The sequence below is a fragment of the Pseudomonas sp. P5_A12 genome (genome assembly GCF_056400685.1).
In genome coordinates this window covers 1-20,669 of record NZ_JBFUKU010000047.1, presented here as the reverse complement: position 1 = coordinate 20,669, position 20,669 = coordinate 1, and the positions used below count along the sequence as shown (strand labels likewise).

The following is a 20,669-nucleotide window of genomic DNA, read 5'->3' as shown; positions in this document are numbered from 1 at the left end:
ACCTGATGCCATTGCGCCAGCGCCTCGAAAACCTCCCCGTCGGCCAGAAGTTGCTGGCCGCCCTGCTGGTGCTGTTGATCACCATACTGCTGGTCGCCAACCTGACGTTCATCAGTGCGTCCTATTACATCTCCCAGGAAAGCATGGCGCCCCAAGCCTTGCAGACCATTGGCCGACTGGTGTCCAACCCCAGCATGGTGGCCGACGCCTTAAAGTCGCCACAAAACGCGGAACGCCTGCTCAACGAACTCGACAGCTACTCTCCCCTGCGTGCGGCAGCCCTTTATGACGGCAAGGGCGAGCGGCTGGCGCAGTTGCAGCATGGCGACAAACTGAGCCTGCCGGGGCACTATCAGCACATTGAAGCCTGGCAAGCGACCGAGTTTCGCAGCAATCAATTGATCACCCTGCCCCGTCCCGGTACAGAGCCTGGTCATTTACTGTTGGTGGCCAGCAGCGAACTGCCGATGGCGTTCTACACCGGCACCCTGACTGCCAGCCTTGGCATTCTGATCTTCAGCGTGCTGTTGTGGCTGGTGATCGCCCGGCAAATCAAACGCCTGATCACACGCCCAATCCATGAGCTCGAAGAGCTGTCCCGGCAAGTGACTCGCGAGGAGAACTATGCGCTGCGGGCCTCCCGCGGCAACCACGACGAAATCGGCAGCCTCGCCGAGGCATTCAACACCATGCTCTCGCGGATCGAGGCCCGGGAGCAGCAACTCAAGCGTGCCCGGGACGACTCCCAGGCCGCTTACGACCAGGCCCAGGGCCTGGCCGAAGAAACGCGCCATACCAATCGCAAGCTCGAACTCGAAGTCCAGGTGCGCAGCAAGATCGAAAAGAAACTCACCGGTTTCCAGAATTACCTCAACAGCATCATCGACTCCATGCCGTCTGCACTGATCGCCCTCGACGAACAGCTCTACGTGACCCAGTGGAATCAGGAGGCCAGCGCCTTGTCCGGCACGCGTCTGGATGAAGCCCTGAACCAGCCGATCTTCCTCGCCTTCGAACCGTTGAAACCGTTTCTGCCGCAGCTCAAGCAGACCGTCGAGCAACATACCGTGGCCAAGATCGAGCGCGTGACGTGGTTCAAGGATGATGAGCCCAAACATTACGCCCTGACCTTTTACCCGCTGATGGGCGGTGCCGGGCGCGGCGTGGTGATCCGGATCGACGACATTACCCAGCGCCTGTCCCTGGAAGAAATGATGGTGCAGTCGGAAAAAATGCTCTCGGTCGGCGGCCTCGCCGCCGGCATGGCCCACGAAATCAATAACCCGTTGGGCGCGATCCTGCATAACGTACAAAACATTCGCCGACGCCTGTCACCTGATCTGCCAAAGAACATGGAGCAGGCCGAGCAGATCGGTATTGAACTGGAAACAGTCAACCACTACTTGAAAGTGCGTGAAGTGCCACAATTGCTGGATGGCATTCAGCAGGCTGGTGCCCGCGCGGCGAAGATTGTCACGCACATGCTCAGCTTCAGCCGCCGTAGCACCCGGCAAATGGCCCCTTGCGACCTGCCGGCGCTGATCGATCAAGCGGTGGAAATCGCCGGTAACGACTTCGACCTGGCGATCGGTTTTGACTTCAAGGGCCAGGCGATCATTCGCCAGTTCGATCCGGCGCTGGGCCCGGTGCCCGGCACCGCCAACGAACTGGAACAAGTGCTGCTCAACCTGTTGAAAAACGCGGCCCAGGCCATTCACCAGCGTGAGGACGACAGCGAACCGGGGCGGATCATTCTGCGGACTCGACTGAATCCGCCATGGGCAGAAATCCAGGTCGAGGACAATGGCATCGGCATGAGCGAAAGCGTGCGCAAACGCACGTTCGAGCCGTTTTTCACCACCAAGGAAATCGGCCAAGGCACCGGTCTGGGCCTATCGGTCTCCTATTTCATCATCACCAACAATCACAAGGGGCAGATGGAAGTGCAGTCGACGCAGGGCCAAGGTACCTGCTTCACCTTGCGCCTGCCCTTGTCGGGCACGGCGGTCGCCCCTCAAGAACTCAATCAGCTATCGAGGTAACCCATGGGCTTTCGCTTGTCGAAGATTTACACCCGCACTGGCGACAAAGGCGAAACCGGGCTCGGAGATGGTCGCCGAGTGCCCAAGGACCACCCGCGAATCGAGGCCATTGGCGAAGTCGATTCGCTGAACAGTCAAGTCGGCGTGCTGTTGGCTGGGCTGGCCGCAGAAAGCGCCACATATCCGGGATTGAACGAGGTGATCGAGATTTTGACTCCTTGTCAGCACCGGTTGTTCGACCTGGGTGGCGAGCTGGCGATGCCGGTTTATCAGGCGCTGGATGCGGCGGAAATCGAACGCCTGGAACTGGCGATTGATCGGTGGAATGAAGAGTTGGGGCCGCTGGAGAATTTCATTCTGCCGGGCGGTTCAGCGCTGATCGCTCAGGCCCATGTGTGCAGAAGCCTGGCGCGCAGTGCGGAGCGACGGTGCCAGCAATTGAATGCGATCGAGCCGCTGGCCGGGGTTGGCCTGGCGTATATCAATCGGTTGTCGGATCTGTTGTTTGTGGTGGCGCGGGTGATTGCCAAGCGACAGGGGGTTGCGGAGATTCTTTGGCAGCCGGCAGTGAAACCTTCCAACTGATCATTCCCACGCTCTGCGTGGGAATKCAGCAAGGGACGCTCCGCGTCCCAAAAGCGGACGCAGAGCGTCCAGGGATACATTCCCACGCAGAGCGTGGGAACGATCAGGTCAGGCCTCAGGCCAGAATGCCCGAATCCCCGCCACGCCCTGCGCCCCCGCTTCCCAGGCTTGTTGCCGCTCTGCCGGACCAATACCGCCCAACAGGAACACCGGCTTGCTGAAGCCTTCGATCAATACCGAAGCCTGCTCCCAACCCAACGGCTGAGCATCAGGATGCGTCTGGGTCTTCTGCACCGGCGACAAGGTCACAAAGTCCACCCCCATCTGCTCGGCCAACGCCAGTTCTTCAGCGTTATGACACGACGCTGCCAACCAACGCGATGCTGGCAGTGGACGCCCCGCCGCCGCATATTTACGCAACTGCGCCGAGGTGATGTGCCAACCGGCGGACGGGAAATCACCGAGCCATTCGAACGGCCCCTTGATCATAAGCTGTGCCTTGCCGGCACACAGCCCCGCCGCGTCCACCGCCAGGTCGCGGTATTTGGGGTCGTAGCCGTTGGGCGCGCGTAGCTGGATCAGTTTGATCCCCCCCGCGATGGCTTTCTGGATACCGCGCAGCAAGGCCGGGGTTTCAAGGTCTTCGGGAGTAATCAAGTATTCAGCCGGTAACCGCGCAGCAGCGACGATTGGCTGGTTGGCGGCCGGGAACTCGTAGTTCCCCAGATCGCGCGGTGAAACCCATTCCAACGGCTGACCTTCGGCGCCGTGGGGTTCGCCGGTAAAGGCCGAGACTTCCCAGACGTCCAGCAACACGTGCTTGTCCGGGTAGTCGTGATGAACCTTGATCAGCGGCCGCGCAGTGCTGACCACAATGCCCAGTTCTTCCTGAAGCTCACGGGTCAGCGCGGTTTCGACAGACTCGTTGTCCTCGACTTTGCCACCAGGAAACTCCCACAGACCGCCTTGATGCTGAGTGTCGGCCCGACGTGCAATGAGGATCTTGCCACTGTGATCACGGATGACGGCAGCGGCTACGTGGACTCTTTTCACTGCGCAACCTCCTCCAGACCTGCTTTCTGCCAAGCCTTGAAAGCCGGCCATTGGTAAATCGTTTCGACGTAGGCCTCGTCCGCTGCCGGCAATTTCACCTGATAGGTACGCAGGCGTACGGCGATGGGCGCGAAGTACGCATCGGCCAGGGTCGCACCACCGAACAGGAAAGGACCGGTGTCGGTCGCCGCCTCGCGGCATTCAGCCCACAACGCCAGCATGCGCTGGATGTCCGCCTGAACATCATCAGGTGTCGGCGACAGCGGCGCATCGCGGCTCAGGTCGAACGGCATGTTGCCGCGCATGGCAAAGAACCCTGCGTGCATCTGCGCACAAGCCGAACGCGCCTGTGCACGAGCGGCGGTGTCTTTTGGCCAGAGACCGGCCTCGGGAAATTGTTCGGCCAGATACTCGGCAATTGCCAGGGAATCGGCGATGGTGCCGTGTTCAGTCTTCAGCAGCGGGACTTTGCCGGTTGGCGAATGTTTGAGCAGGCGTTCGCGGGTGTCGGGCTGACCCAGCTTGATCAGTTCTTCGGTGTAGACAGCGCCGGTCAGGTCGAGGGCCAGAGCGCCGCGCAGGGACCAGGAGGAATGCAGTTTGTCGCCGATGATCAGGTGGAGGCTCATGTTCGGGACCTTTTTGATGGGGTACAGGCCAGTCTTGTGGTGACTGAAAGACCGTCATCGCGAGCAGGCTCGCTCCCACATTGTTTCCTGCTGTACACAAAATCTGTGTTCAATGGAAATCTACTGTGGGAGCGAGCCTGCTCGCGATTGGGGCGACTCGGTCTTAAGTACGGTACTCGGCGTTGATCTTCACGTATTCGTGGGACAAGTCGGTGGTCCAGATGGTTTCGCTGCAAGCGCCACGACCCAACTCGATACGGATGGTGATCTCTTCCTGCTGCATCACTGCCGCGCCCTGGGCTTCAGTGTAAGTCGCGGCACGCGCGCCCTGGCTGGCAATGCACACCTCGCCGAGGAACACGTCGATCTTGCTCACGTCCAGGTTTGGTACGCCGGCACGACCGACGGCAGCCAGAATACGGCCCCAGTTCGGATCGGAGGCAAACAAGGCTGTCTTGATCAGCGGCGAGTGCGCCACGGTGTAACCGACGTCCAGGCATTCCTGGTGATTGCCGCCGCCGTTGACTTCAACGGTGACGAACTTGGTGGCGCCTTCGCCGTCGCGAACGATGGCTTGAGCCACGTCCATGCACACCTCGAACACCGCTTGCTTGAGCTTGGCGAACAATTCGCCTTCGGCGCGGGTGATCTCCGGTAAAGCAGCCTGACCGGTGGCGATCAGCATGCAGCAGTCGTTGGTCGAGGTGTCGCCGTCGATGGTGATGCGGTTGAACGACTTGTTCGCCCCGTCCAGCAGCAGGTTTTGCAGCACGTCGCGGGAGACTTTGGCGTCGGTGGCGATGTAGCCGAGCATGGTCGCCATGTTCGGACGGATCATGCCCGCGCCTTTGCTGATGCCGGTCACGGTAATGGTCACGCCGTCATGCTGGAACTGGCGACTGGCACCCTTTGGCAGGGTGTCGGTGGTCATGATGCCGGTGGCGGCAGCTTCCCAGTTGTGGATCGACAGGTCGTCGAGGGCCGCTTGCAGCGCGCCCTCGATTTTCTCGACCGGCAGCGGCTCGCCGATCACTCCCGTGGAGTACGGCAACACCAGGCTGGCATCAACGCCCGTCAGCTCAGCCAGTTTGGCGCACGTACGCTCGGCTGCGGCCAGGCCAGGTTCGCCGGTACCAGCGTTGGCATTGCCGGTATTGGTCAAAAGGTAACGCACCGGGCCTTGCACGCGTTGCTTGGCCAGGATCACAGGCGCTGCGCAAAAGGCGTTGAGCGTGAAGACACCAGCGACGGTGGAGCCTTCGGCGCAGCGCATGACCACAACATCCTTGCGCCCCGGGCGCTTGATGCCGGCCGAGGCAATACCGAGTTCAAAACCGGCAACCGGGTGCAACGTTGGCAAAGGACCAAGACCAACAGCCATGAATGCGCTCCTTAAAAATGTAGTCATCACCGTCATACGATGGACGGCGGTGTTAAATGGCAAAACGCCGCGACGGCTGATGCCGGTCGCGGCGCGGGTATTTCAGCGTTTGAAACGGGGTTTACTGGATCTGCCCGTGGCAATGCTTGAACTTCTTGCCCGAACCGCAATAGCACAGCTCGTTACGGCCCAGCTTCTGCTCGTTGCGAACCGGTGCTACTGCGAGGGCGACATCAATCTCTTCACCCAACGGCTCCACTTGCTCAAGACCCGGTGCCTCTTCGTGGTGGAACTGCATGCGTGCAGCCAGCGCTTCGGCTTCCTGACGCAGGCGTTGTTCTTCTTCGATCGGGTCTTCGCGGCGAACCTGAACGTGGGACAGCACACGGATCGAGTCGCGCTTGATCGAATCCAGCAGCTCGGAGAACAGCGTGAACGACTCGCGCTTGTATTCCTGCTTCGGGTTCTTCTGGGCATAGCCACGCAAGTGAATGCCGTGACGCAGGTGGTCCATGGTCGACAGGTGGTCTTTCCACAGGTCATCCAGAACGCGCAGTACGATTTGTTTTTCGAAGCTGCGCAGCGCTTCGGCGCCCGCCTGATCTTCTTTCTCGTTGTACGCCGCGATCAGCTCTTGCATCAGCTTCTCGCGCAGGGTTTCTTCGTACAGGTGATCGTCTTCGTCGAGCCATTGCTGGATCGGCAGCGCCACACCGAAGTCGCTCTGCAATGCGGCTTCCAGACCAGCCACGTCCCACTGCTCAGGCAGCGACTGTGGTGGAATGTGGGCGCTGACGGTGGCGTTAAGCACGTCCTGACGGAAATCGGCGATGGTCTCACCAATGTTGTCAGCGGCCAGCAACGTGTTACGCATGTGATAAATCACTTTACGCTGTTCGTTGTTGACGTCGTCGAACTCAAGCAGCTGCTTACGAATGTCGAAGTTACGGCCTTCAACCTTGCGCTGAGCCTTTTCAATGGCGTTGGTCACCATGCGGTGCTCGATCGCCTCGCCTGGCTGCATGCCCAGGGCCTTCATGAAGTTCTTCACCCGATCAGAGGCGAAGATGCGCATAAGGCTGTCTTCCAGCGACAGATAGAAGCGGCTGGAACCGGCGTCGCCCTGACGGCCGGCACGACCACGCAGCTGGTTGTCGATACGGCGCGATTCGTGACGCTCGGAAGCGATCACCTGCAGGCCGCCCGATTCGAGCACTTGCTGGTGACGCTTCTGCCAGTCGGCCTTGATCTGGGCAATCTGCTCTGGAGTCGGATCTTCCAGGGACGCCACTTCCACTTCCCAGTTACCGCCCAACAGGATGTCGGTACCACGACCGGCCATGTTGGTGGCAATGGTCAGTGCGCCAGGGCGACCGGCCTGGGCAATGATCTCGGCTTCTTTTTCGTGGAACTTGGCGTTCAGAACCTTGTGTTCGATGCCTTCTTTCACGAGCAGGGCGGACATGTGTTCGGAGGTTTCGATGGTCGCCGTACCCACCAGCACCGGACGGCCCGCCRCCATGCTTTCCTTGATGTCAGCCACGATGGCCGCATACTTCTCTTCGGCCGTCAGGAACACCAGGTCGTTGTAGTCTTTACGAGCCAGCGGCTTGTTCGGCGGAATGACCATGACCTGCAGGCCATAGATCTGATGGAACTCGAACGCCTCGGTGTCGGCCGTACCGGTCATGCCGGACAGCTTGTTGTACAGGCGGAAGTAGTTCTGGAACGTGGTCGATGCCAGGGTCTGGCTTTCGGCCTGAATGTTCAGGTTTTCCTTGGCTTCGATGGCCTGGTGCAGGCCTTCGGACAAACGACGGCCTGGCATGGTACGACCGGTGTGTTCGTCGACCAGGACCACCTGACCGTCCTGCACGATGTACTCGACGTTGCGGTGGAACAGTTTGTGCGCACGCAGACCGGCATAGACGTGAGTCAACAGGCCCAGATTGTGTGCCGAATACAGGCTTTCGCCTTCAGCCAGCAGACCGATGCTGGTGAGCGTTTCTTCGACGTACTGGTGACCGGCTTCGTTGAGTTCGACCTGACGGGTCTTCTCATCGACGGTGTAGTGGCCGGCCTTGGTGACTTCGCCTTCAACTTCTTCGACGTGCAACTCCAGCTGCGGGATCAGTTTGTTGATCTCGATGTACAGCTTGGAGCTGTCCTCGGCCTGACCGGAAATGATCAGCGGAGTACGGGCTTCGTCGATGAGGATGGAGTCGACTTCGTCGATCACGGCAAAATTGAGTTCGCGCTGGAATTTTTCTTCCATGCTGAACGCCATGTTGTCGCGCAGGTAATCAAAACCGAATTCGTTGTTGGTGCCGTAGGTAATGTCGGCGGCGTAAGCCAGACGTTTCTCTTCCGGCGGCTGGAACGGCGTGACTACGCCGACCGTCATGCCGAGGAATTCGTAGAGCGGACGCATCCAGTTGGCGTCACGGCGGGCCAGGTAGTCGTTCACCGTCACAACGTGCACGCCCTTGCCGGACAGTGCGTTGAGGTAAACGCCCAGTGTTGCCACCAGGGTCTTGCCTTCACCGGTGCGCATTTCCGCGATCATGCCTTCATGCAAGGTCATGCCGCCGATCAGCTGGACATCGAAGTGGCGCATACCCATGACGCGCTTGCCGGCTTCGCGGGCGACCGCAAAGGCTTCTGGCAGCAGCTTGTCGAGGGATTCCCCTTTGGCGATGCGGGCCTTGAACTCATCTGTCTTGGCACGCAATTGATCGTCCGAAAGGGCCACCATTTGCTCTTCGAAGGCATTGACGAGTTGCACCGTCTTGAGCATGCGTTTGACTTCACGCTCGTTCTTGCTTCCAAAAAGTTTCTTTAACAAAGGCGCAAACATATCGGCAGGATCTTCCACACTAAAGGGATGGAGGGCGGCCCCGTGAGTCGCCCGTGCAGCCCTCATGGCCGCATGCGAACGAGCATTCTACCCGGAAACGATGGTGAGGAAAGTGGCGTTGTTCCACGATGCATGCACTGCGCTATAACGGGGCTCACTTAAAATAAGGGCTTTTTGCTGAACTTCAAGCCATTCGCGGCAGAAGTTACTCGTTGATTTAATGGGTAAAGCGCGCGCAAAGCAATGGGGCAGGTGTACGTGGCGCTTTCTGCTACCATGGCGGCTCTGTTACTTCAGGTGTCTGATCATGGCATTTCGCCCTCTCACGGCCAGAGCACCCGCCGTTCTGCTTCGCGAAGCCAAGCCGCTGAAAGCTATTTTTGGCCACGCTCAACGCCTGGGTTATTTACAACGTCTGCTCGAAAGCCAATTGCAGCCCGCCGCTCGCGAACATTGCCATGTGGCGTCGTGGCGCGAAGGCAGTTTGTTGCTGATTGTCACCGACGGACATTGGGCGACCCGCCTGCGTTATCAGCAAAAACGTTTGCAGCGTCAGCTACAGATGTTTGATGAGTTCGCCAGTTTGACGCGGATTCTGTTCAAGGTTCAGCCACCAACCGTTCAGCAAGGAGCGGCCGGGCACACCATCAGTTTGTCGACAGATGCAGGCGCAACCATTCAGGCGACGGCCGACGGGATCACCGATCCGAATCTGCGGGCTGCGCTGGAGCGCCTTGCGGCGCACGCCAAACCCAAAACCTGACATAGATCCCCTGTGGGAGCGAGCCTGCTCGCGAAAGCAATCTGACATCCAACATAGATGTTGTCTGATCGACCGCCATCGCGAGCAGACTCGCTCCCACATTTTGACCGAGTCCACTCTCTATCAGCGTTTTTTGCCACCGAGCAGCGAGCCCATCAACCCGCGCACCAATTGTCGGCCCAACTGATTGGCCGCCTGTCGCATGGCCGATTTCAACGCCTGAGCGGCCGCCGTCCCGAGAAAATCCCCAACCTGGTCGGTGAAACCTGGCTCTTCGGCCGCCGGTTTGGCCGGCGCCGCATCGGGATCCGGTGCCAGCCCCTTGCGCCCCATCAGCACTTCATAAGCCGACTCTCGATCAATCGGTTTGTCATATCGGCCCTGCAACGGCGAACTGGCGATCAGTGCCGCACGTTCGGCCTCGCTCAGCGGTCCTATCCGCGATTGCGGCGGCGCGATCAAAACACGCTGGACAATTTCCGGCGTGCCTTTTTCGGCCAATGTCCCGACCAGCGCCTCGCCAATCCCCAATTCGGTCAATACCGACAAGGCATCGAATGCCGGGTTCGGCCGGAAACCCTCGGCCACGGCGCGCAAGGATTTCTGTTCCTTGGCGGTGAACGCGCGCAAACCATGCTGGATGCGTAACCCCAACTGAGCCAGCACGTCATCCGGCAAGTCACCCGGCGATTGGGTGACGAAATACACGCCCACGCCTTTCGAGCGAATCAGCCGTACCACCTGCTCCAACCGCTCCTGCAACGCTTTTGGCGTACCGGCGAACAACAAGTGCGCTTCGTCGAAAAACAACGCCAACAGCGGTTTGTCCGCATCACCGCGCTCCGGCAACTGCTCGAACAGCTCAGCGAGCAGCCAGAGCAGGAACGTCGCGTAGACTTTCGGTGCTTCGTGAACCAGACGACTGGCATCGAGCAAGTGAATGCGCCCGCGGCCGTCAGCGGTCGGCTGCAAAATATCTTCGAGTTGCAGCGCCGGTTCGCCGAACAGCGCTTCGGCGCCTTGTTGCTCCAGCGTTGCCAGACGCCGCAACAGCGCCTGACTTGAGCCGGTGGTCATTAACGCGGCGTCATCCCCGAGCAACTCAGGGTTGTCACGCAGGTGATTGAGCAACGCCTTCAGATCCTTGAGATCCAGCAGCAATAGCCCTTCGCGATCCGCCACCTTGAACGCCGCGTACAGCGCCGACTGCTGGCTGTCGGTCAGTTCCAGCAGACTGCCCAGCAGTAACGGGCCCATTTCACTCAAGGTGGTGCGCAGTGGATGACCGGACTGGCCATGAATGTCCCACAGGGTCACCGGATACGCCTGAGGCTTATGATTCAGCCACGGCATCGCGGCGATGCGCTCGGCAATCTTGCCTTGCGGGTTGCCGGTGGCGCCGAGACCACACAGGTCGCCCTTGATGTCGGCGGCAAACACCGCCACGCCCGCGTCACTGAAGGCTTCGGCCATGCGCTGCAACGTGACGGTTTTACCCGTCCCGGTAGCGCCTGCGACCAGACCGTGACGGTTGGCCAGACGCATGGCCTGGGCGATGGGCTGGGCGGCAAGGTCGGCGCCGAGAACGAGTTGCAATGAGTCAGGCATTTGGTCACCCATGGTTAATCTTTGATCCGGCGCGGTCGATACAAAAACCTGGACTGCACAGGAATCAGCGTCGGTAATTCCCTGAGGAGAGAACGGAAATATAAGCTTCTTTACAACATTGCCCACTTGGCGTGCCTTTATAAAAGCACGCCCAGGACAATAAGACCTTAGCGCCCCCCCCAAGCCATGAACAAAAACCTGCGCTTGAGCCATAAAATTAGGCTTGCCGCCGCCCACCCCTTCAAGTCTAAACATACAAGCGAGCCTGCTCGCGAAAGCGGTCGATCACCCCTCCTAAAACCCCACTGACACCCCACCGCAAAACCCCAACCGAACATCTATTCTTCATAAAGGTCAACCAAGGGAGAGCAACAGGCCCGGAGGACTGCTCATCGTGCATATCGCGGACATCACCATGTTCTACGCCCCTGCCAGCGGTGGCGTGCGCACGTACCTGGATGCCAAACACCGTCGCCTTGGCACCAAGCCTGGCATTCGCCACAGCCTGTTGATTCCGGGCGCACACCTGAGTGAAACGGATGGCGTCTACACGGTTCCCGCCCCTGCCCTGCCCTTTGGCAAAGGTTATCGTTTCCCCCTCCGTCTCGCCCCATGGAGAAATGTCCTACAGGATTTACAGCCCGATCTGATCGAAGTGGGCGACCCTTACCTCACCGCATGGGCGGCGCTGGATGCGCGACGCCAACTGGATGTGCCGGTCATTGGTTTTTATCACTCGGACTTGCCGCTGCTAGTCAGCAACCGGATGGGCCATTGGGTCACGCCGAACGTCGAGGCCTATGTCAGCAAGCTCTACGGCAACTTCGACCGGGTGCTGGCACCGAGCCAGGTCATGGCCGACAAATTGAGCGGGCTGGGGGTAAAGAACGTGTTTGTCCAACCCTTGGGCGTCGACTTGCAAACCTTCAACCCCGATGCCCGAGACCCTGGCCTGCGAGCCGAATTGGGCATTGATGAAAACACCCATCTGTTGATATTCGCCGGACGCGGTTCCAAAGAAAAAAACCTGCCGGTGCTGCTCGATTGCATGGTGCGTCTGGGGCGGCGTTATCACTTGCTGCTGGTGGGGTCGTCGATGCCGGCCGCTGTGCCGGACAACGTCACGGTGGTCGATGGGTTCTGCCCGACCGCACACGTAGCGCGACTGATGGCCAGCGCCGATGCATTGCTGCACGCCGGGGACCAGGAAACGTTTGGGCTGGTGATACTCGAGGCCATGGCCAGCGGCATTCCGGTGGTGGCGGTGGCAGCCGGCGCCTTTCCGGAAATTGTTTGCGAATCCTGCGGCTTGCTCTGCGCTCCGAACAATCCAGCGGCCATGGCCAACGCCGTTCGTGAGTTGTTCAGTCAGGACCTCGCGGCGTTGGGCAAAAAGGCGCGCAGCCATGTCGAGCGGCAATACAGCTGGGACACGGTGGTCAACAGTTTGCTGGGGCACTATCACGCCGTACTCGGCAGCCAATGGCCGATGACCGCCAATGGTTAATCCGATGAATCCTTCCTGCGTGTTACTGGTATTGCACGACGTTGCGCCGCCAACCTGGGCCGACTACCAACCCTTCGTTGAAGCGGTCGACGCGTTGGGCGACGTACCGATGACATGGCTGGTAGTGCCGGATTTTCACAAACAGAACAGCATTGACGCTCACCCGCAATTTCGACGTGTGCTCACCCACCGTATTGCCCGAGGGGACGAACTGGCATTGCACGGCTACTTTCATTGCGATGATGGCCCCCCGCCCTGCAACCCGCGAGACTGGTTCATGCGCCGAATCTACACCCACGAAGGCGAGTTTTACCGCCTGTCGCAACAGGCCGCGCTTGCCCGGCTGCGCGCAGGAATCGAGGTCTTTGATCGTTGCAACTGGCCGCTGGAAGGTTTCGTCGCCCCGGCCTGGTTGATGAGCGAAGGCACGCGCCAGGCGTTGGGCCAATTGCCCCTGCGTTACACCAGCGACTCGCAGCATTTGTATCGACTGCCGGATTTCACCCCGATTGATGCTCCGGGACTGGTCTGGAGTGCGCGCAGTGCCTGGCGCCGGGGGCTGTCGAAGCTGCTGAGCGACCAACGCGAACAGCATTGGCAACGCGCACCGGTGATTCGGCTTGGCCTGCACCCGGTGGACATGCGCCATGGGTTCTCGCGCAACTACTGGTTGCAAACCCTCAAGCGTTTGCTCGACGAGGGGCGCTTGCCGATGACCAAGTCCCGATGGCTGGCTTTACAACTCGACCCAGTCGGCCGCGCCGCATGAGCCGGGGGATTGTGCTGTTCGTTGCCCTGCTGGCTGCGGTGCTGATCCCGCTGTTGCTCGGCGGTAACCAGACCTGGTCGCGACTGCAAAGCTTTCCATTGAATTGGTTGCTGATCATGTTCGGCATGATTGTGCTGTGCTGGGTGGTGAACACCCTGCGCTTGCGCCTGTTGCTGGGCGATCAGCGCGATAAGGTCAGCCCTGTCAAAAGCCTCGGCGTGGTGATGGCTGCCGAGTTTGCCTATTGCGCCTCCCCCGGCGGCAGCGGCGGACCACTGGCGATCATGGCGTTGCTGGCGCGCAATGGTGTGCAACCGGCCAGGAGCAGCGCAGTATTCGCCATGGATCAACTGAGTGATCTGCTGTTCTTTCTCTGTGCACTGAGCGGGATTTTGATTTATGCACTGTTCCAGCACCTCAGCGAACGTATGGAATGGCTGCTGACGGCCAGCGTCATTTCGATGTTCGGCGGGTTGATTTGCTGCGTGTTGGTCGCCCGCTACCATCGGCTGCTGATTCGCCTGAGCGGCCGATTACTGGTTCGCCTGAAGGTAAAAAGCACTACGCGCCTGCGCTGGGCACGCAAACTTTTGCACTTCCTCGCTGCGTTCACTGACACATTGAAGTTACCTCTTCAGACATTGATCACGGTGTTTGCGCTGACCTGCCTGCATTGGGTCCTGCGCTACAGCGTGTTGTATCTGGCATTACGCGGGCTGGGGGCTGATTTGCAATGGGCCTGGTGCTTTTTGATCCAGATGCTTTCGCTCAGTGCAGGGCAATTCAGTTTGTTACCGGGTGGCGCCGGGGCGGCGGAGTTGACGTCGGCGGCCTTGCTGGCGCCCATGGTGGGCAAGTCGACCGCGGCGGCGGCCATTCTGATCTGGCGGGCGGTGACTTATTACTTCTACCTGATGGCGGGTGGCCCGGTATTTTTGTTGATGCTGGGACGGCCGCTGCTGAGGAAGTTGATGAAGTTCAAGCAGGCTTGATCGTGTCCTCACGCAATTTCTGTAACTGCTCCCACAACTCCTCAGCACCGGGAAACTCCGTGCCGTCTTCAGGACTCATGTCATCCGGGTCATAGCGACTTAAACAACCCTCGCCCACTGTTGCCGGTGCTTTGGAAGTGGCTTTGTCCAGTGGATCGACCATGTTCAATATCCTCTCTCTACACAGATCGAATGCAGCAATGGACGCTCTGCGTCCGCTTTGTGACGCGGAGCGTCACAGGATGCATTCCCACGCGGAGCGTGGGAACGATCACTGCATTGCGGTGTTATCAGAACACGACCGTCTTGTTGCCGTGCACCAACACCCGGTCTTCCAGGTGATAACGCAGACCGCGCGCCAACACCATCTTCTCAACGTCACGACCGAAACGCACCATGTCTTCGATGCTGTCACTGTGGCTGACACGCACCACGTCCTGCTCGATGATCGGGCCAGCGTCCAGTTCTTCGGTCACGTAGTGGCAGGTTGCGCCGATCAACTTCACGCCGCGCATGGAGGCCTGGTGATACGGCTTGGCGCCGACGAACGACGGCAGGAAGCTGTGGTGAATGTTGATGACCTTGTGGGCATATTCGCTGCACAACGCCGGCGGCAGGATTTGCATGTAGCGGGCAAGCACGACCACTTCGGCATCGTGCTGTTTGACCAGACGCGATACTTCGGCAAAGGCCGGCTCTTTGTCCTGCGGATTGACCGGCACATGGTAGTAAGGAATGCCGTGCCACTCGACCATGCTGCGCAAGTCGTCATGGTTGGAAATCACGCAGGAGATTTCGCAATCCAGTTCATCACTGTGCCAGCGGTGCAGCAAGTCGGCCAGGCAGTGAGACTCGCGGCTGGCCATTAACACCACGCGTTTTTTCTGCGCGGTATCGGTGATGCGCCAGTCCATCGAAAACTCTTTGGCAATCGGCGCAAAGGCTTCGCGAAAGGCTTCGATACCGAAAGGCAGCGAGTCGGCACGAATTTCGTGACGCATGAAGAACCAGCCACTGAGATTGTCCGAATGATGGCTCGCTTCGGTGATCCAGCCGTTATGTGACGCCAGAAAGTTACTGACTTTAGCAACGATGCCAACGCGGTCCGGGCAAGCAATCACCAGACGAAAAGTGCGCATGAGGGGGAAACTCCAGAACTTCGCAAAGGCCGCCATTCTAGCGATTGCGCGGCAAAACTGCAGTATTGATGATGCCTTTCCAGGTACACCGGTCTGTGGACCCGACTCTGAAAGCCCCCCTCCCGCGCGCTGGTGATCTTTTAGTCGATATCAAGAGTCCAATTGTGAATATCCGAGATGTTTGCAGACGCTATTTAACGACCTCTTCAATTTTCGCCCTGTTCAACACAAGTAATTTAATTAAAACACCGGTTAAATGTTTACTTGATGAAACAGCCTGACTATTATTGCCGCACTGTCCCTGCCATCCAGTCTCCAACATAAGGTAGTCCTCATGTCCTTGATCAACGAATACCGCGCCACCGAAGAAGCTATCAAAGAGCTGCAAGCCCGTTTGAAGAACCTGTCCCAAGACGACAAACTGCAAACCGAGCTGGAATTCGAAGGCAAACTGCGCACCCTGATGGGCGAATACTCCAAGTCCCTGCGTGACATCATCGCGCTGCTGGATCCAGAGTCCAAATCCAAAGCACCACGCGGCGGCGCAGTAAAAACTACGGGCACCAAGCGCGCCCGCAAAGTTAAACAATACAAAAACCCGCACAACGGCGAAGTCATCGAAACCAAAGGTGGCAACCACAAAACTCTGAAAGAGTGGAAAGCCAAGTGGGGCGGTGACGTGGTTGAAGGCTGGGCTACTCTGCTGGGCTAAGCCGCAGAGCTTGTCGCAGACGAATCCGTGACAAAAAAGAACGCCAGCGAACGCTGGCGTTTTTTTATGCCTGTGATGGCGGCATGGCTATTTTCGTTTTCAAAGATTCATACGTTTTCGTAATACTTCGACATAATCTTGCCATTCATTCAGCACTGCTCGCTGAAACGGTGTCGCTGTTTCGTTCAATTTGGCCGCGGCTTCTGCAAAAGTATTCAGCGTATTGGGTGCTCCCCACTCGAGCGCTGACAAACGTTTCTGACAGAATAATCGCCAGCGCTCTTGCTCCTCGGAGTTCAACGTATCGGGGAAGTTGCGTGCGCGATATCGAAACAATAATTCAGGTAAACGTTCGTCATCGAAAGGCCATTGTTCTTGTGCTAGTTGCGCAGGGTCCGCGGCTCGGACTTGCTCGCATAGACGCCGGTCCCGGTCACCGATAAAACCATCGTATAACTGTTGTTCGGGATCCTGGCTTGGCGTGAAATCTTCGCTGGTATAAATCGCCTGTACTTTATCTCGCCAAACTTGTTGTGCGTCGATTAGCCGCAGCGACCGCTCCTGATAAAGCGCCATGTCCAGCCCCAGACGTTGCTGGTCGTCGGGGCGAAGTACTGATAACGGTGCGACCACCGGGCATTTGTTGATGTGAATGAGCTTGAGCGGAACGGGCAGTTCGCCTTCGGCCAGCTCTTCGCGGCGGGTATACAGCCGCTGRCGCAAGGTTTCGGCATCCAGGTCCAGCAAAGCTTGGGTATCCAGGTGCAGGTCGCAGACAATCAATGCGTTCTTGTTACGCGGATGCCAGGCCAATGGCAACACCACACCGATATAGCTGCGGGCCGCCGAAAAGCGCCCGGAAATATGCACCATCGGTTGCAACAGGCGAATCTGGTCCATCACCTTCTGCTTGCTGCGCAACTTGAAGAGCCAGTCAAAGAGCTTCGGCTGTTTTTCGCGTATCAGCCGCGCCAGCGCGATGGTGGCGCGCACGTCCGACAACGCTTCGTGGGCATTTCCGTGATCAATGCCGTTGGCGGCGCTCAGGCGTTCGAGTTTGAGCGTCACTCGGCCCTCTTCGTCCATAGGCCAGACGAGCCCGTCCGGACGCAAGGCATACGCCGCACGCACCACATCGATCAGGTCCCAGCGACTGTTACCGCCCTGCCACTCGCGTGCATAGGGATCGAAAAAATTTCGATACAGGCTGTAACGGGTCATCTCATCGTCGAAGCGCAGCGTGTTGTAACCCGCACCACACGTACCAGGCGCCGCCAACTGGGCATGCACCCGGGTCATGAAGTCGGCCTCGCTCAAGCCCTGCTCGGCCAGTCGACCTGGCGTTATTCCGGTGATGGCGCACGCCGCCGGATGCGGCAGGATGTCATCACTGGGTTGGCAGTAAAGATTGACCGGTTCGTCTATTTCATTGAGATYGAAGTCGGTGCGAATCCCCGCGACTTGCAGCGGACGGTCGCAACGGGGGTTGATGCCAGTGGTTTCATAGTCGTACCAGAAGATCGAGGTCACGGGCTGTTCCTGAACTGAAGATCGACGAAGTCTAGGCGTTCACATCCCGCCCCGACCAGTAACTTGTCATTCAATCACCTCTGGCCACTCGCCGTGCAATACATAGTTATGTCGTTTTCCCCCGAGAGGCTGCTAGCATCGAACAGACATCGAATCCCGAACAGGCCACACAGGTTGCCCATGCTCGAGACCACAGCACTGCCAAGGAAAGCGACGCTGTACCCGCAACTGGACACGCGGTATCAAGTCGAAACGCCCGAAGGTATCGACTTGCCACTGCGGCCGGCCGGGTTGATGGTGCGTGCGCTGGCCTTCGCCATCGACCTGGGGTTGCGCGGGCTGATCCTCGGTCTGCTGTTTATCGTGCTGGCGTTTCTCGGAAAACTTGGCACCGGGTTGGGCTCGCTCATGCTGTTCGGGGTCAGCTGGTGGTACATGGTGCTGTTCGAAGTGCTCAATCAGGGCCGCTCACCGGGCAAACAGTGGATGGGCTTGCGCGTTGTGCAGGACGACGGCACACCGGTCGGCTGGACCGCTTCGCTACTGCGCAACCTGCTCAGATTTGTCGACATGCTGCCCTTCGGCTACTTCCTCGGCGCCATCAGTTGCCTGCAACATCCCACCTTCAAACGCCTCGGCGACCTCGCTGCCGGCACGCTGGTGATCTACCGTGAACAACCGCTCACCCGACCGCAACTGCCCGAAGCCCAGCCTGTACRCCCGGCTTTTGCCCTGACGCTGTCCGAACAACGCTCCATCCTCGGTTTTGCCGAACGCCAGGGTGAACTCTCCGAATCGCGCACCCTTGAACTCGCCTCCATTCTCGCGCAACCGTTACAGGTCGACCCGCCGCGCGCCGTGACAGAACTCAACGGCATCGCCCGCGGCTTGTTGGGGCCGGCATGAAGCAAAGTCTTTTCGAGCAGCGCCACAAGGCCGAGTGGGAACAGTTTTCCCTGATGCTGGATCAGCTGGAGCACGGCAAGGGCGCGTCCCGGACCGGCGATTTTCCCAAGGACTATCGTCGCCTTTGCCAGCATTTGGCATTGGCTCAGGAACGTGGCTACAGCAGTTTCCTGATCGACACATTGCAGCAGCTCGTGCTGCGCGGGCACCAACAGCTGTATCGGCATCGCAGTCGACTGGGCGCCAACGTGGCGGGCTTCATCCTGGCCGGCTTTCCGCGACTGGTGCGCGAACAATGGCGCTTTGTGCTTGCCGCCGGCCTGATGTTTTTTGGCAGCCTGATCGGCTTTGCGCTGCTGGTGTACCTGTTCCCGGACCTGGTCTACAACCTGATTCCGGCCGAGCAGGTCGGCGAATTGCAGAGCATGTACGACCCGGTCGCCGGCCATTTGGGGCGCACAACGGAACGCGCCGCCAGTGAAGACTGGGTGATGTTCGGTTACTACATCATGCACAACATCGGCATCGCCTTTCAGACCTTCGCCAGCGGTTTGCTGTTGGGGCTGGGCAGCGCGTTTTTCCTGCTGTTCAACGGTTTGATGATCGGCGCAGTGGCCGGGCACCTGACGCACGTCGGCTACGGGCAAACGTTCTGGTCATTCGTGATCGGTCACGGCGCTTTTGAACTGACGGCCATCGCCCTGGCCGGTGCCGCGGGCCTGCAACTGGGTTGGGCGCTGATTGCACCGGGACGCCTGCCGCGCGCCGAAGCATTGCGACTGGCAGCGGGCAAGAGTGTGTTACTGATCTGTGGCGTCATGCTGTTCCTGTTGATTGCGGCGTTTATCGAAGCTTACTGGTCGTCGATGACCGCACCAAAGCCGATGACCAAATACCTGGTGGGCGCCGCGCTATGGGGGTTGGTCGCAATGTATCTGCTGTTTGCCGGACGGGCTCGCCATGCGCCTGAGTGATGCCACAGTGGTGATCCGCCCGCGCACCACCTGGGAAGCCATGGACCTGGGCGTGCTGCTGAGCCAGCGCCATCGACGCCTGTTGATGACCAGTTGGGCCATCGTCACGTTGCCGATCTTCGCCTTGCTCAGTGCGATGTTCTGGGATTCGCCGTCCCTCGCCGTGTTTATCTTCTGGTGGCTCAAACCGGCGTTCGAGCGCTTGCCGTTGTTCATCCTGTCGAAAAGCCTGTTCGGCGAAACACCGACGTTGAAACAAGCGTTGCGCGAATGGCTGCGCCTGCTCAAGCCACAACTGCTGGCCAGTCTGACCTGGCGCCGCCTGAGCCTGAGCCGCAGCTTCGTGATGCCGGTGGTGCAACTTGAAGGCCTGAGTGGCGAGGCGCGACAACAGCGATTGCAGGTACTGCTGCAGCGCAACGCCGGCGCGGCGCAATGGCTGACGATCATTGGCGTGCATCTGGAGAGCGCGTTGTGGATTGGTTTGATGGTGTTGTTCTACCTGTTCCTGCCGCAACAGGTAGAACTCGACTGGAGCTGGCAGACCTTGATTACCGCCGCCGTGCAGGACTGGCGCTGGCTGGAACACCTGACCAATGCCTTTTACGTGCTGGTGCTGATTGTCTGGGAGCCGGTCTATGTCGCCTGCGGTTTCAGCCTCTATTTGAACCGGCGCACGGTGCTGGAGGCCTGGGACATCGAACTGGTGTTTCGCCGATTGCGCCAACGCCTCAATACAACCGCCCTCACCCTGTTGCTGGCGGCCATCCTGTTGGTGCCTGGTGCGCAACACGTCTGGGCCACCGAGCCGGTCATCACTCCGGAAAGTCCTCGTCTGCTCAATCAACCGCTGACCAGCCAGGCCTCAAAAGACAGCATCAAAACCCTCCTCGACCAGCCACCGTTCAAGAACAAGGAAACGGTCACCCGCTATCAGTTTGGCGAAGACAAACCCGAGAACAAAAGCCCGGATGACGGTAAAACACCCGAATGGCTGAAAGCGTTGTTAGCGCTACTCGACAGCCAGCGGTTCGGCGTCCTTACCAGCCTGATTGAACTGCTGCTGTGGGGCGCGGTGATCGGCGGTTTGGGATTATTGATCTGGCGTTACCGTGACTGGTTGCAGGCGTTCGTCAGCCGTCGACCCGCGTTGAAAAGTAAAGTCGCCCGGCCGTTACCGCAGCAGGCTTTTGGCCTGGACCTTGACCGCGAAACCCTGCCC

Annotated in this window: 18 protein-coding genes; 10 read left to right on the top strand and 8 right to left on the bottom strand. The window is 59.1% G+C overall.

Features of this window, described 5'->3' with window-relative positions; all coding sequences use genetic code 11:
* Positions 1 to 5: 5 nt before the first annotated feature.
* Both AC1DSG_RS09555 and AC1DSG_RS09550 read left to right on the top strand, forming a co-directional pair.
* The gene (locus AC1DSG_RS09555) at positions 6 to 2,042 is read left to right on the top strand and encodes a sensor histidine kinase (protein ID WP_477790665.1); all 2,037 of its coding nucleotides are present in this window, start codon (positions 6 to 8) and stop codon (positions 2,040 to 2,042) included.
* A 3-nt stretch (positions 2,043 to 2,045) separates the two neighbouring features.
* Complete coding sequence (locus tag AC1DSG_RS09550; RefSeq protein ID WP_477790664.1) at positions 2,046 to 2,627, top strand: cob(I)yrinic acid a,c-diamide adenosyltransferase; 582 nt, start codon at positions 2,046 to 2,048, stop codon at positions 2,625 to 2,627.
* A 108-nt stretch (positions 2,628 to 2,735) separates the two neighbouring features.
* Here AC1DSG_RS09550 and AC1DSG_RS09545 read toward each other — a convergent pair whose 3' ends face one another.
* The 4 genes from AC1DSG_RS09545 to secA form a co-directional block, all read right to left on the bottom strand.
* On the bottom strand, positions 2,736 to 3,680 hold the full coding sequence (locus AC1DSG_RS09545; protein ID WP_477790663.1) for a Nudix family hydrolase: 945 nt from the start codon (positions 3,678 to 3,680) through the stop codon (positions 2,736 to 2,738).
* Positions 3,677 to 4,309 (bottom strand): glutathione S-transferase family protein, encoded by a 633-nt coding sequence (locus AC1DSG_RS09540; protein ID WP_477790662.1) that lies wholly within the window; start codon positions 4,307 to 4,309, stop codon positions 3,677 to 3,679. The genes AC1DSG_RS09545 and AC1DSG_RS09540 overlap by 4 nt, the downstream gene beginning before the upstream one ends.
* Before the next feature lie 163 nt (positions 4,310 to 4,472).
* Positions 4,473 to 5,690 (bottom strand): bifunctional glutamate N-acetyltransferase/amino-acid acetyltransferase ArgJ, encoded by a 1,218-nt coding sequence (argJ, locus tag AC1DSG_RS09535; RefSeq protein WP_007945862.1) that lies wholly within the window; start codon positions 5,688 to 5,690, stop codon positions 4,473 to 4,475.
* A 121-nt stretch (positions 5,691 to 5,811) separates the two neighbouring features.
* Positions 5,812 to 8,547 carry a preprotein translocase subunit SecA gene (gene secA, locus AC1DSG_RS09530; protein WP_477790661.1) on the bottom strand — a complete coding sequence of 912 codons (2,736 nt, stop codon included), beginning with the start codon at positions 8,545 to 8,547 and terminating at the stop codon, positions 5,812 to 5,814.
* A gap of 307 nt (positions 8,548 to 8,854) precedes the next feature.
* Here secA and AC1DSG_RS09525 point away from each other — a divergent pair, with 307 nt between their 5' ends.
* Positions 8,855 to 9,310, top strand: coding sequence for a DUF721 domain-containing protein (locus AC1DSG_RS09525; protein WP_477790660.1), 456 nt, complete (start codon positions 8,855 to 8,857; stop codon positions 9,308 to 9,310).
* A gap of 123 nt (positions 9,311 to 9,433) precedes the next feature.
* Here AC1DSG_RS09525 and AC1DSG_RS09520 read toward each other — a convergent pair whose 3' ends face one another.
* Positions 9,434 to 10,918, bottom strand: coding sequence for a helicase HerA-like domain-containing protein (locus AC1DSG_RS09520; RefSeq protein ID WP_477790659.1), 1,485 nt, complete (start codon positions 10,916 to 10,918; stop codon positions 9,434 to 9,436).
* 385 nt (positions 10,919 to 11,303) lie between these two features.
* Between AC1DSG_RS09520 and AC1DSG_RS09515 the strand changes: the two genes are divergently transcribed.
* From AC1DSG_RS09515 to AC1DSG_RS09505, 3 genes are read left to right on the top strand one after another with little or no spacing between them, the layout of a single operon-like run.
* Positions 11,304 to 12,425, top strand: coding sequence for a glycosyltransferase family 4 protein (locus AC1DSG_RS09515; RefSeq protein ID WP_477790673.1), 1,122 nt, complete (start codon positions 11,304 to 11,306; stop codon positions 12,423 to 12,425).
* Positions 12,418 to 13,194: a DUF2334 domain-containing protein gene (locus tag AC1DSG_RS09510; RefSeq protein WP_477790658.1), complete on the top strand. Its 777-nt coding sequence runs from the start codon at positions 12,418 to 12,420 to the stop codon at positions 13,192 to 13,194. Before AC1DSG_RS09515 ends, AC1DSG_RS09510 begins: the two co-directional genes overlap by 8 nt.
* The gene (locus tag AC1DSG_RS09505) at positions 13,191 to 14,186 is read left to right on the top strand and encodes a lysylphosphatidylglycerol synthase transmembrane domain-containing protein (protein ID WP_477790657.1); all 996 of its coding nucleotides are present in this window, start codon (positions 13,191 to 13,193) and stop codon (positions 14,184 to 14,186) included. Before AC1DSG_RS09510 ends, AC1DSG_RS09505 begins: the two co-directional genes overlap by 4 nt.
* Here the strand turns inward: AC1DSG_RS09505 and AC1DSG_RS09500 are convergent.
* Together AC1DSG_RS09500 and purU are read right to left on the bottom strand one after the other, a co-directional pair.
* Positions 14,173 to 14,349 carry a hypothetical protein gene (locus tag AC1DSG_RS09500; protein WP_477790656.1) on the bottom strand — a complete coding sequence of 59 codons (177 nt, stop codon included), beginning with the start codon at positions 14,347 to 14,349 and terminating at the stop codon, positions 14,173 to 14,175. The genes AC1DSG_RS09505 and AC1DSG_RS09500 overlap by 14 nt on opposite strands.
* Before the next feature lie 127 nt (positions 14,350 to 14,476).
* Complete coding sequence (purU, locus tag AC1DSG_RS09495) at positions 14,477 to 15,325, bottom strand: formyltetrahydrofolate deformylase (RefSeq protein ID WP_007945871.1); 849 nt, start codon at positions 15,323 to 15,325, stop codon at positions 14,477 to 14,479.
* A 334-nt stretch (positions 15,326 to 15,659) separates the two neighbouring features.
* Between purU and mvaT the strand changes: the two genes are divergently transcribed.
* Positions 15,660 to 16,037, top strand: a complete 378-nt coding sequence (gene mvaT / locus AC1DSG_RS09490) for a histone-like nucleoid-structuring protein MvaT (RefSeq protein ID WP_007945872.1) — start codon at positions 15,660 to 15,662, stop codon at positions 16,035 to 16,037.
* Positions 16,038 to 16,136: 99 nt separating this feature from the next.
* Here mvaT and sbcB read toward each other — a convergent pair whose 3' ends face one another.
* Positions 16,137 to 17,567 carry an exodeoxyribonuclease I gene (sbcB, locus tag AC1DSG_RS09485; RefSeq protein ID WP_477790655.1) on the bottom strand — a complete coding sequence of 477 codons (1,431 nt, stop codon included), beginning with the start codon at positions 17,565 to 17,567 and terminating at the stop codon, positions 16,137 to 16,139.
* 180 nt (positions 17,568 to 17,747) lie between these two features.
* Here sbcB and AC1DSG_RS09480 point away from each other — a divergent pair, with 180 nt between their 5' ends.
* The 3 genes from AC1DSG_RS09480 to AC1DSG_RS09470 all read left to right on the top strand — a co-directional run.
* On the top strand, positions 17,748 to 18,473 hold the full coding sequence (locus AC1DSG_RS09480) for an RDD family protein (protein ID WP_477790654.1): 726 nt from the start codon (positions 17,748 to 17,750) through the stop codon (positions 18,471 to 18,473).
* Positions 18,470 to 19,447, top strand: a complete 978-nt coding sequence (locus AC1DSG_RS09475) for a stage II sporulation protein M (protein WP_477790653.1) — start codon at positions 18,470 to 18,472, stop codon at positions 19,445 to 19,447. Before AC1DSG_RS09480 ends, AC1DSG_RS09475 begins: the two co-directional genes overlap by 4 nt.
* On the top strand, positions 19,434 to 20,669 hold a 1,236-nt coding region (locus AC1DSG_RS09470), incomplete at its 3' end, for a DUF4129 domain-containing protein (RefSeq protein WP_477790652.1). The genes AC1DSG_RS09475 and AC1DSG_RS09470, both read left to right, overlap by 14 nt.

What these genes read in the sequence shown, in the direction of transcription:
- AC1DSG_RS09510 (WP_477790658.1), top strand. Translation starts at nt 12,418, where the DNA reads ATGGTTAATCCGATGAATCCTTCCTGCGTGTTACTGGTATTGCACGAC.
- AC1DSG_RS09525 (WP_477790660.1), top strand. Translation starts at nt 8,855, where the DNA reads ATGGCATTTCGCCCTCTCACGGCCAGAGCACCCGCCGTTCTGCTTCGC.
- AC1DSG_RS09475 (WP_477790653.1), top strand. Translation starts at nt 18,470, where the DNA reads ATGAAGCAAAGTCTTTTCGAGCAGCGCCACAAGGCCGAGTGGGAACAG.
- argJ (WP_007945862.1), bottom strand. Translation starts at nt 5,690, where the DNA reads ATGGCTGTTGGTCTTGGTCCTTTGCCAACGTTGCACCCGGTTGCCGGT.
- AC1DSG_RS09500 (WP_477790656.1), bottom strand. Translation starts at nt 14,349, where the DNA reads ATGGTCGATCCACTGGACAAAGCCACTTCCAAAGCACCGGCAACAGTG.
- AC1DSG_RS09520 (WP_477790659.1), bottom strand. Translation starts at nt 10,918, where the DNA reads ATGCCTGACTCATTGCAACTCGTTCTCGGCGCCGACCTTGCCGCCCAG.
- AC1DSG_RS09550 (WP_477790664.1), top strand. Translation starts at nt 2,046, where the DNA reads ATGGGCTTTCGCTTGTCGAAGATTTACACCCGCACTGGCGACAAAGGC.
- AC1DSG_RS09505 (WP_477790657.1), top strand. Translation starts at nt 13,191, where the DNA reads ATGAGCCGGGGGATTGTGCTGTTCGTTGCCCTGCTGGCTGCGGTGCTG.
- AC1DSG_RS09555 (WP_477790665.1), top strand. Translation starts at nt 6, where the DNA reads ATGCCATTGCGCCAGCGCCTCGAAAACCTCCCCGTCGGCCAGAAGTTG.
- purU (WP_007945871.1), bottom strand. Translation starts at nt 15,325, where the DNA reads ATGCGCACTTTTCGTCTGGTGATTGCTTGCCCGGACCGCGTTGGCATC.
- mvaT (WP_007945872.1), top strand. Translation starts at nt 15,660, where the DNA reads ATGTCCTTGATCAACGAATACCGCGCCACCGAAGAAGCTATCAAAGAG.
- AC1DSG_RS09540 (WP_477790662.1), bottom strand. Translation starts at nt 4,309, where the DNA reads ATGAGCCTCCACCTGATCATCGGCGACAAACTGCATTCCTCCTGGTCC.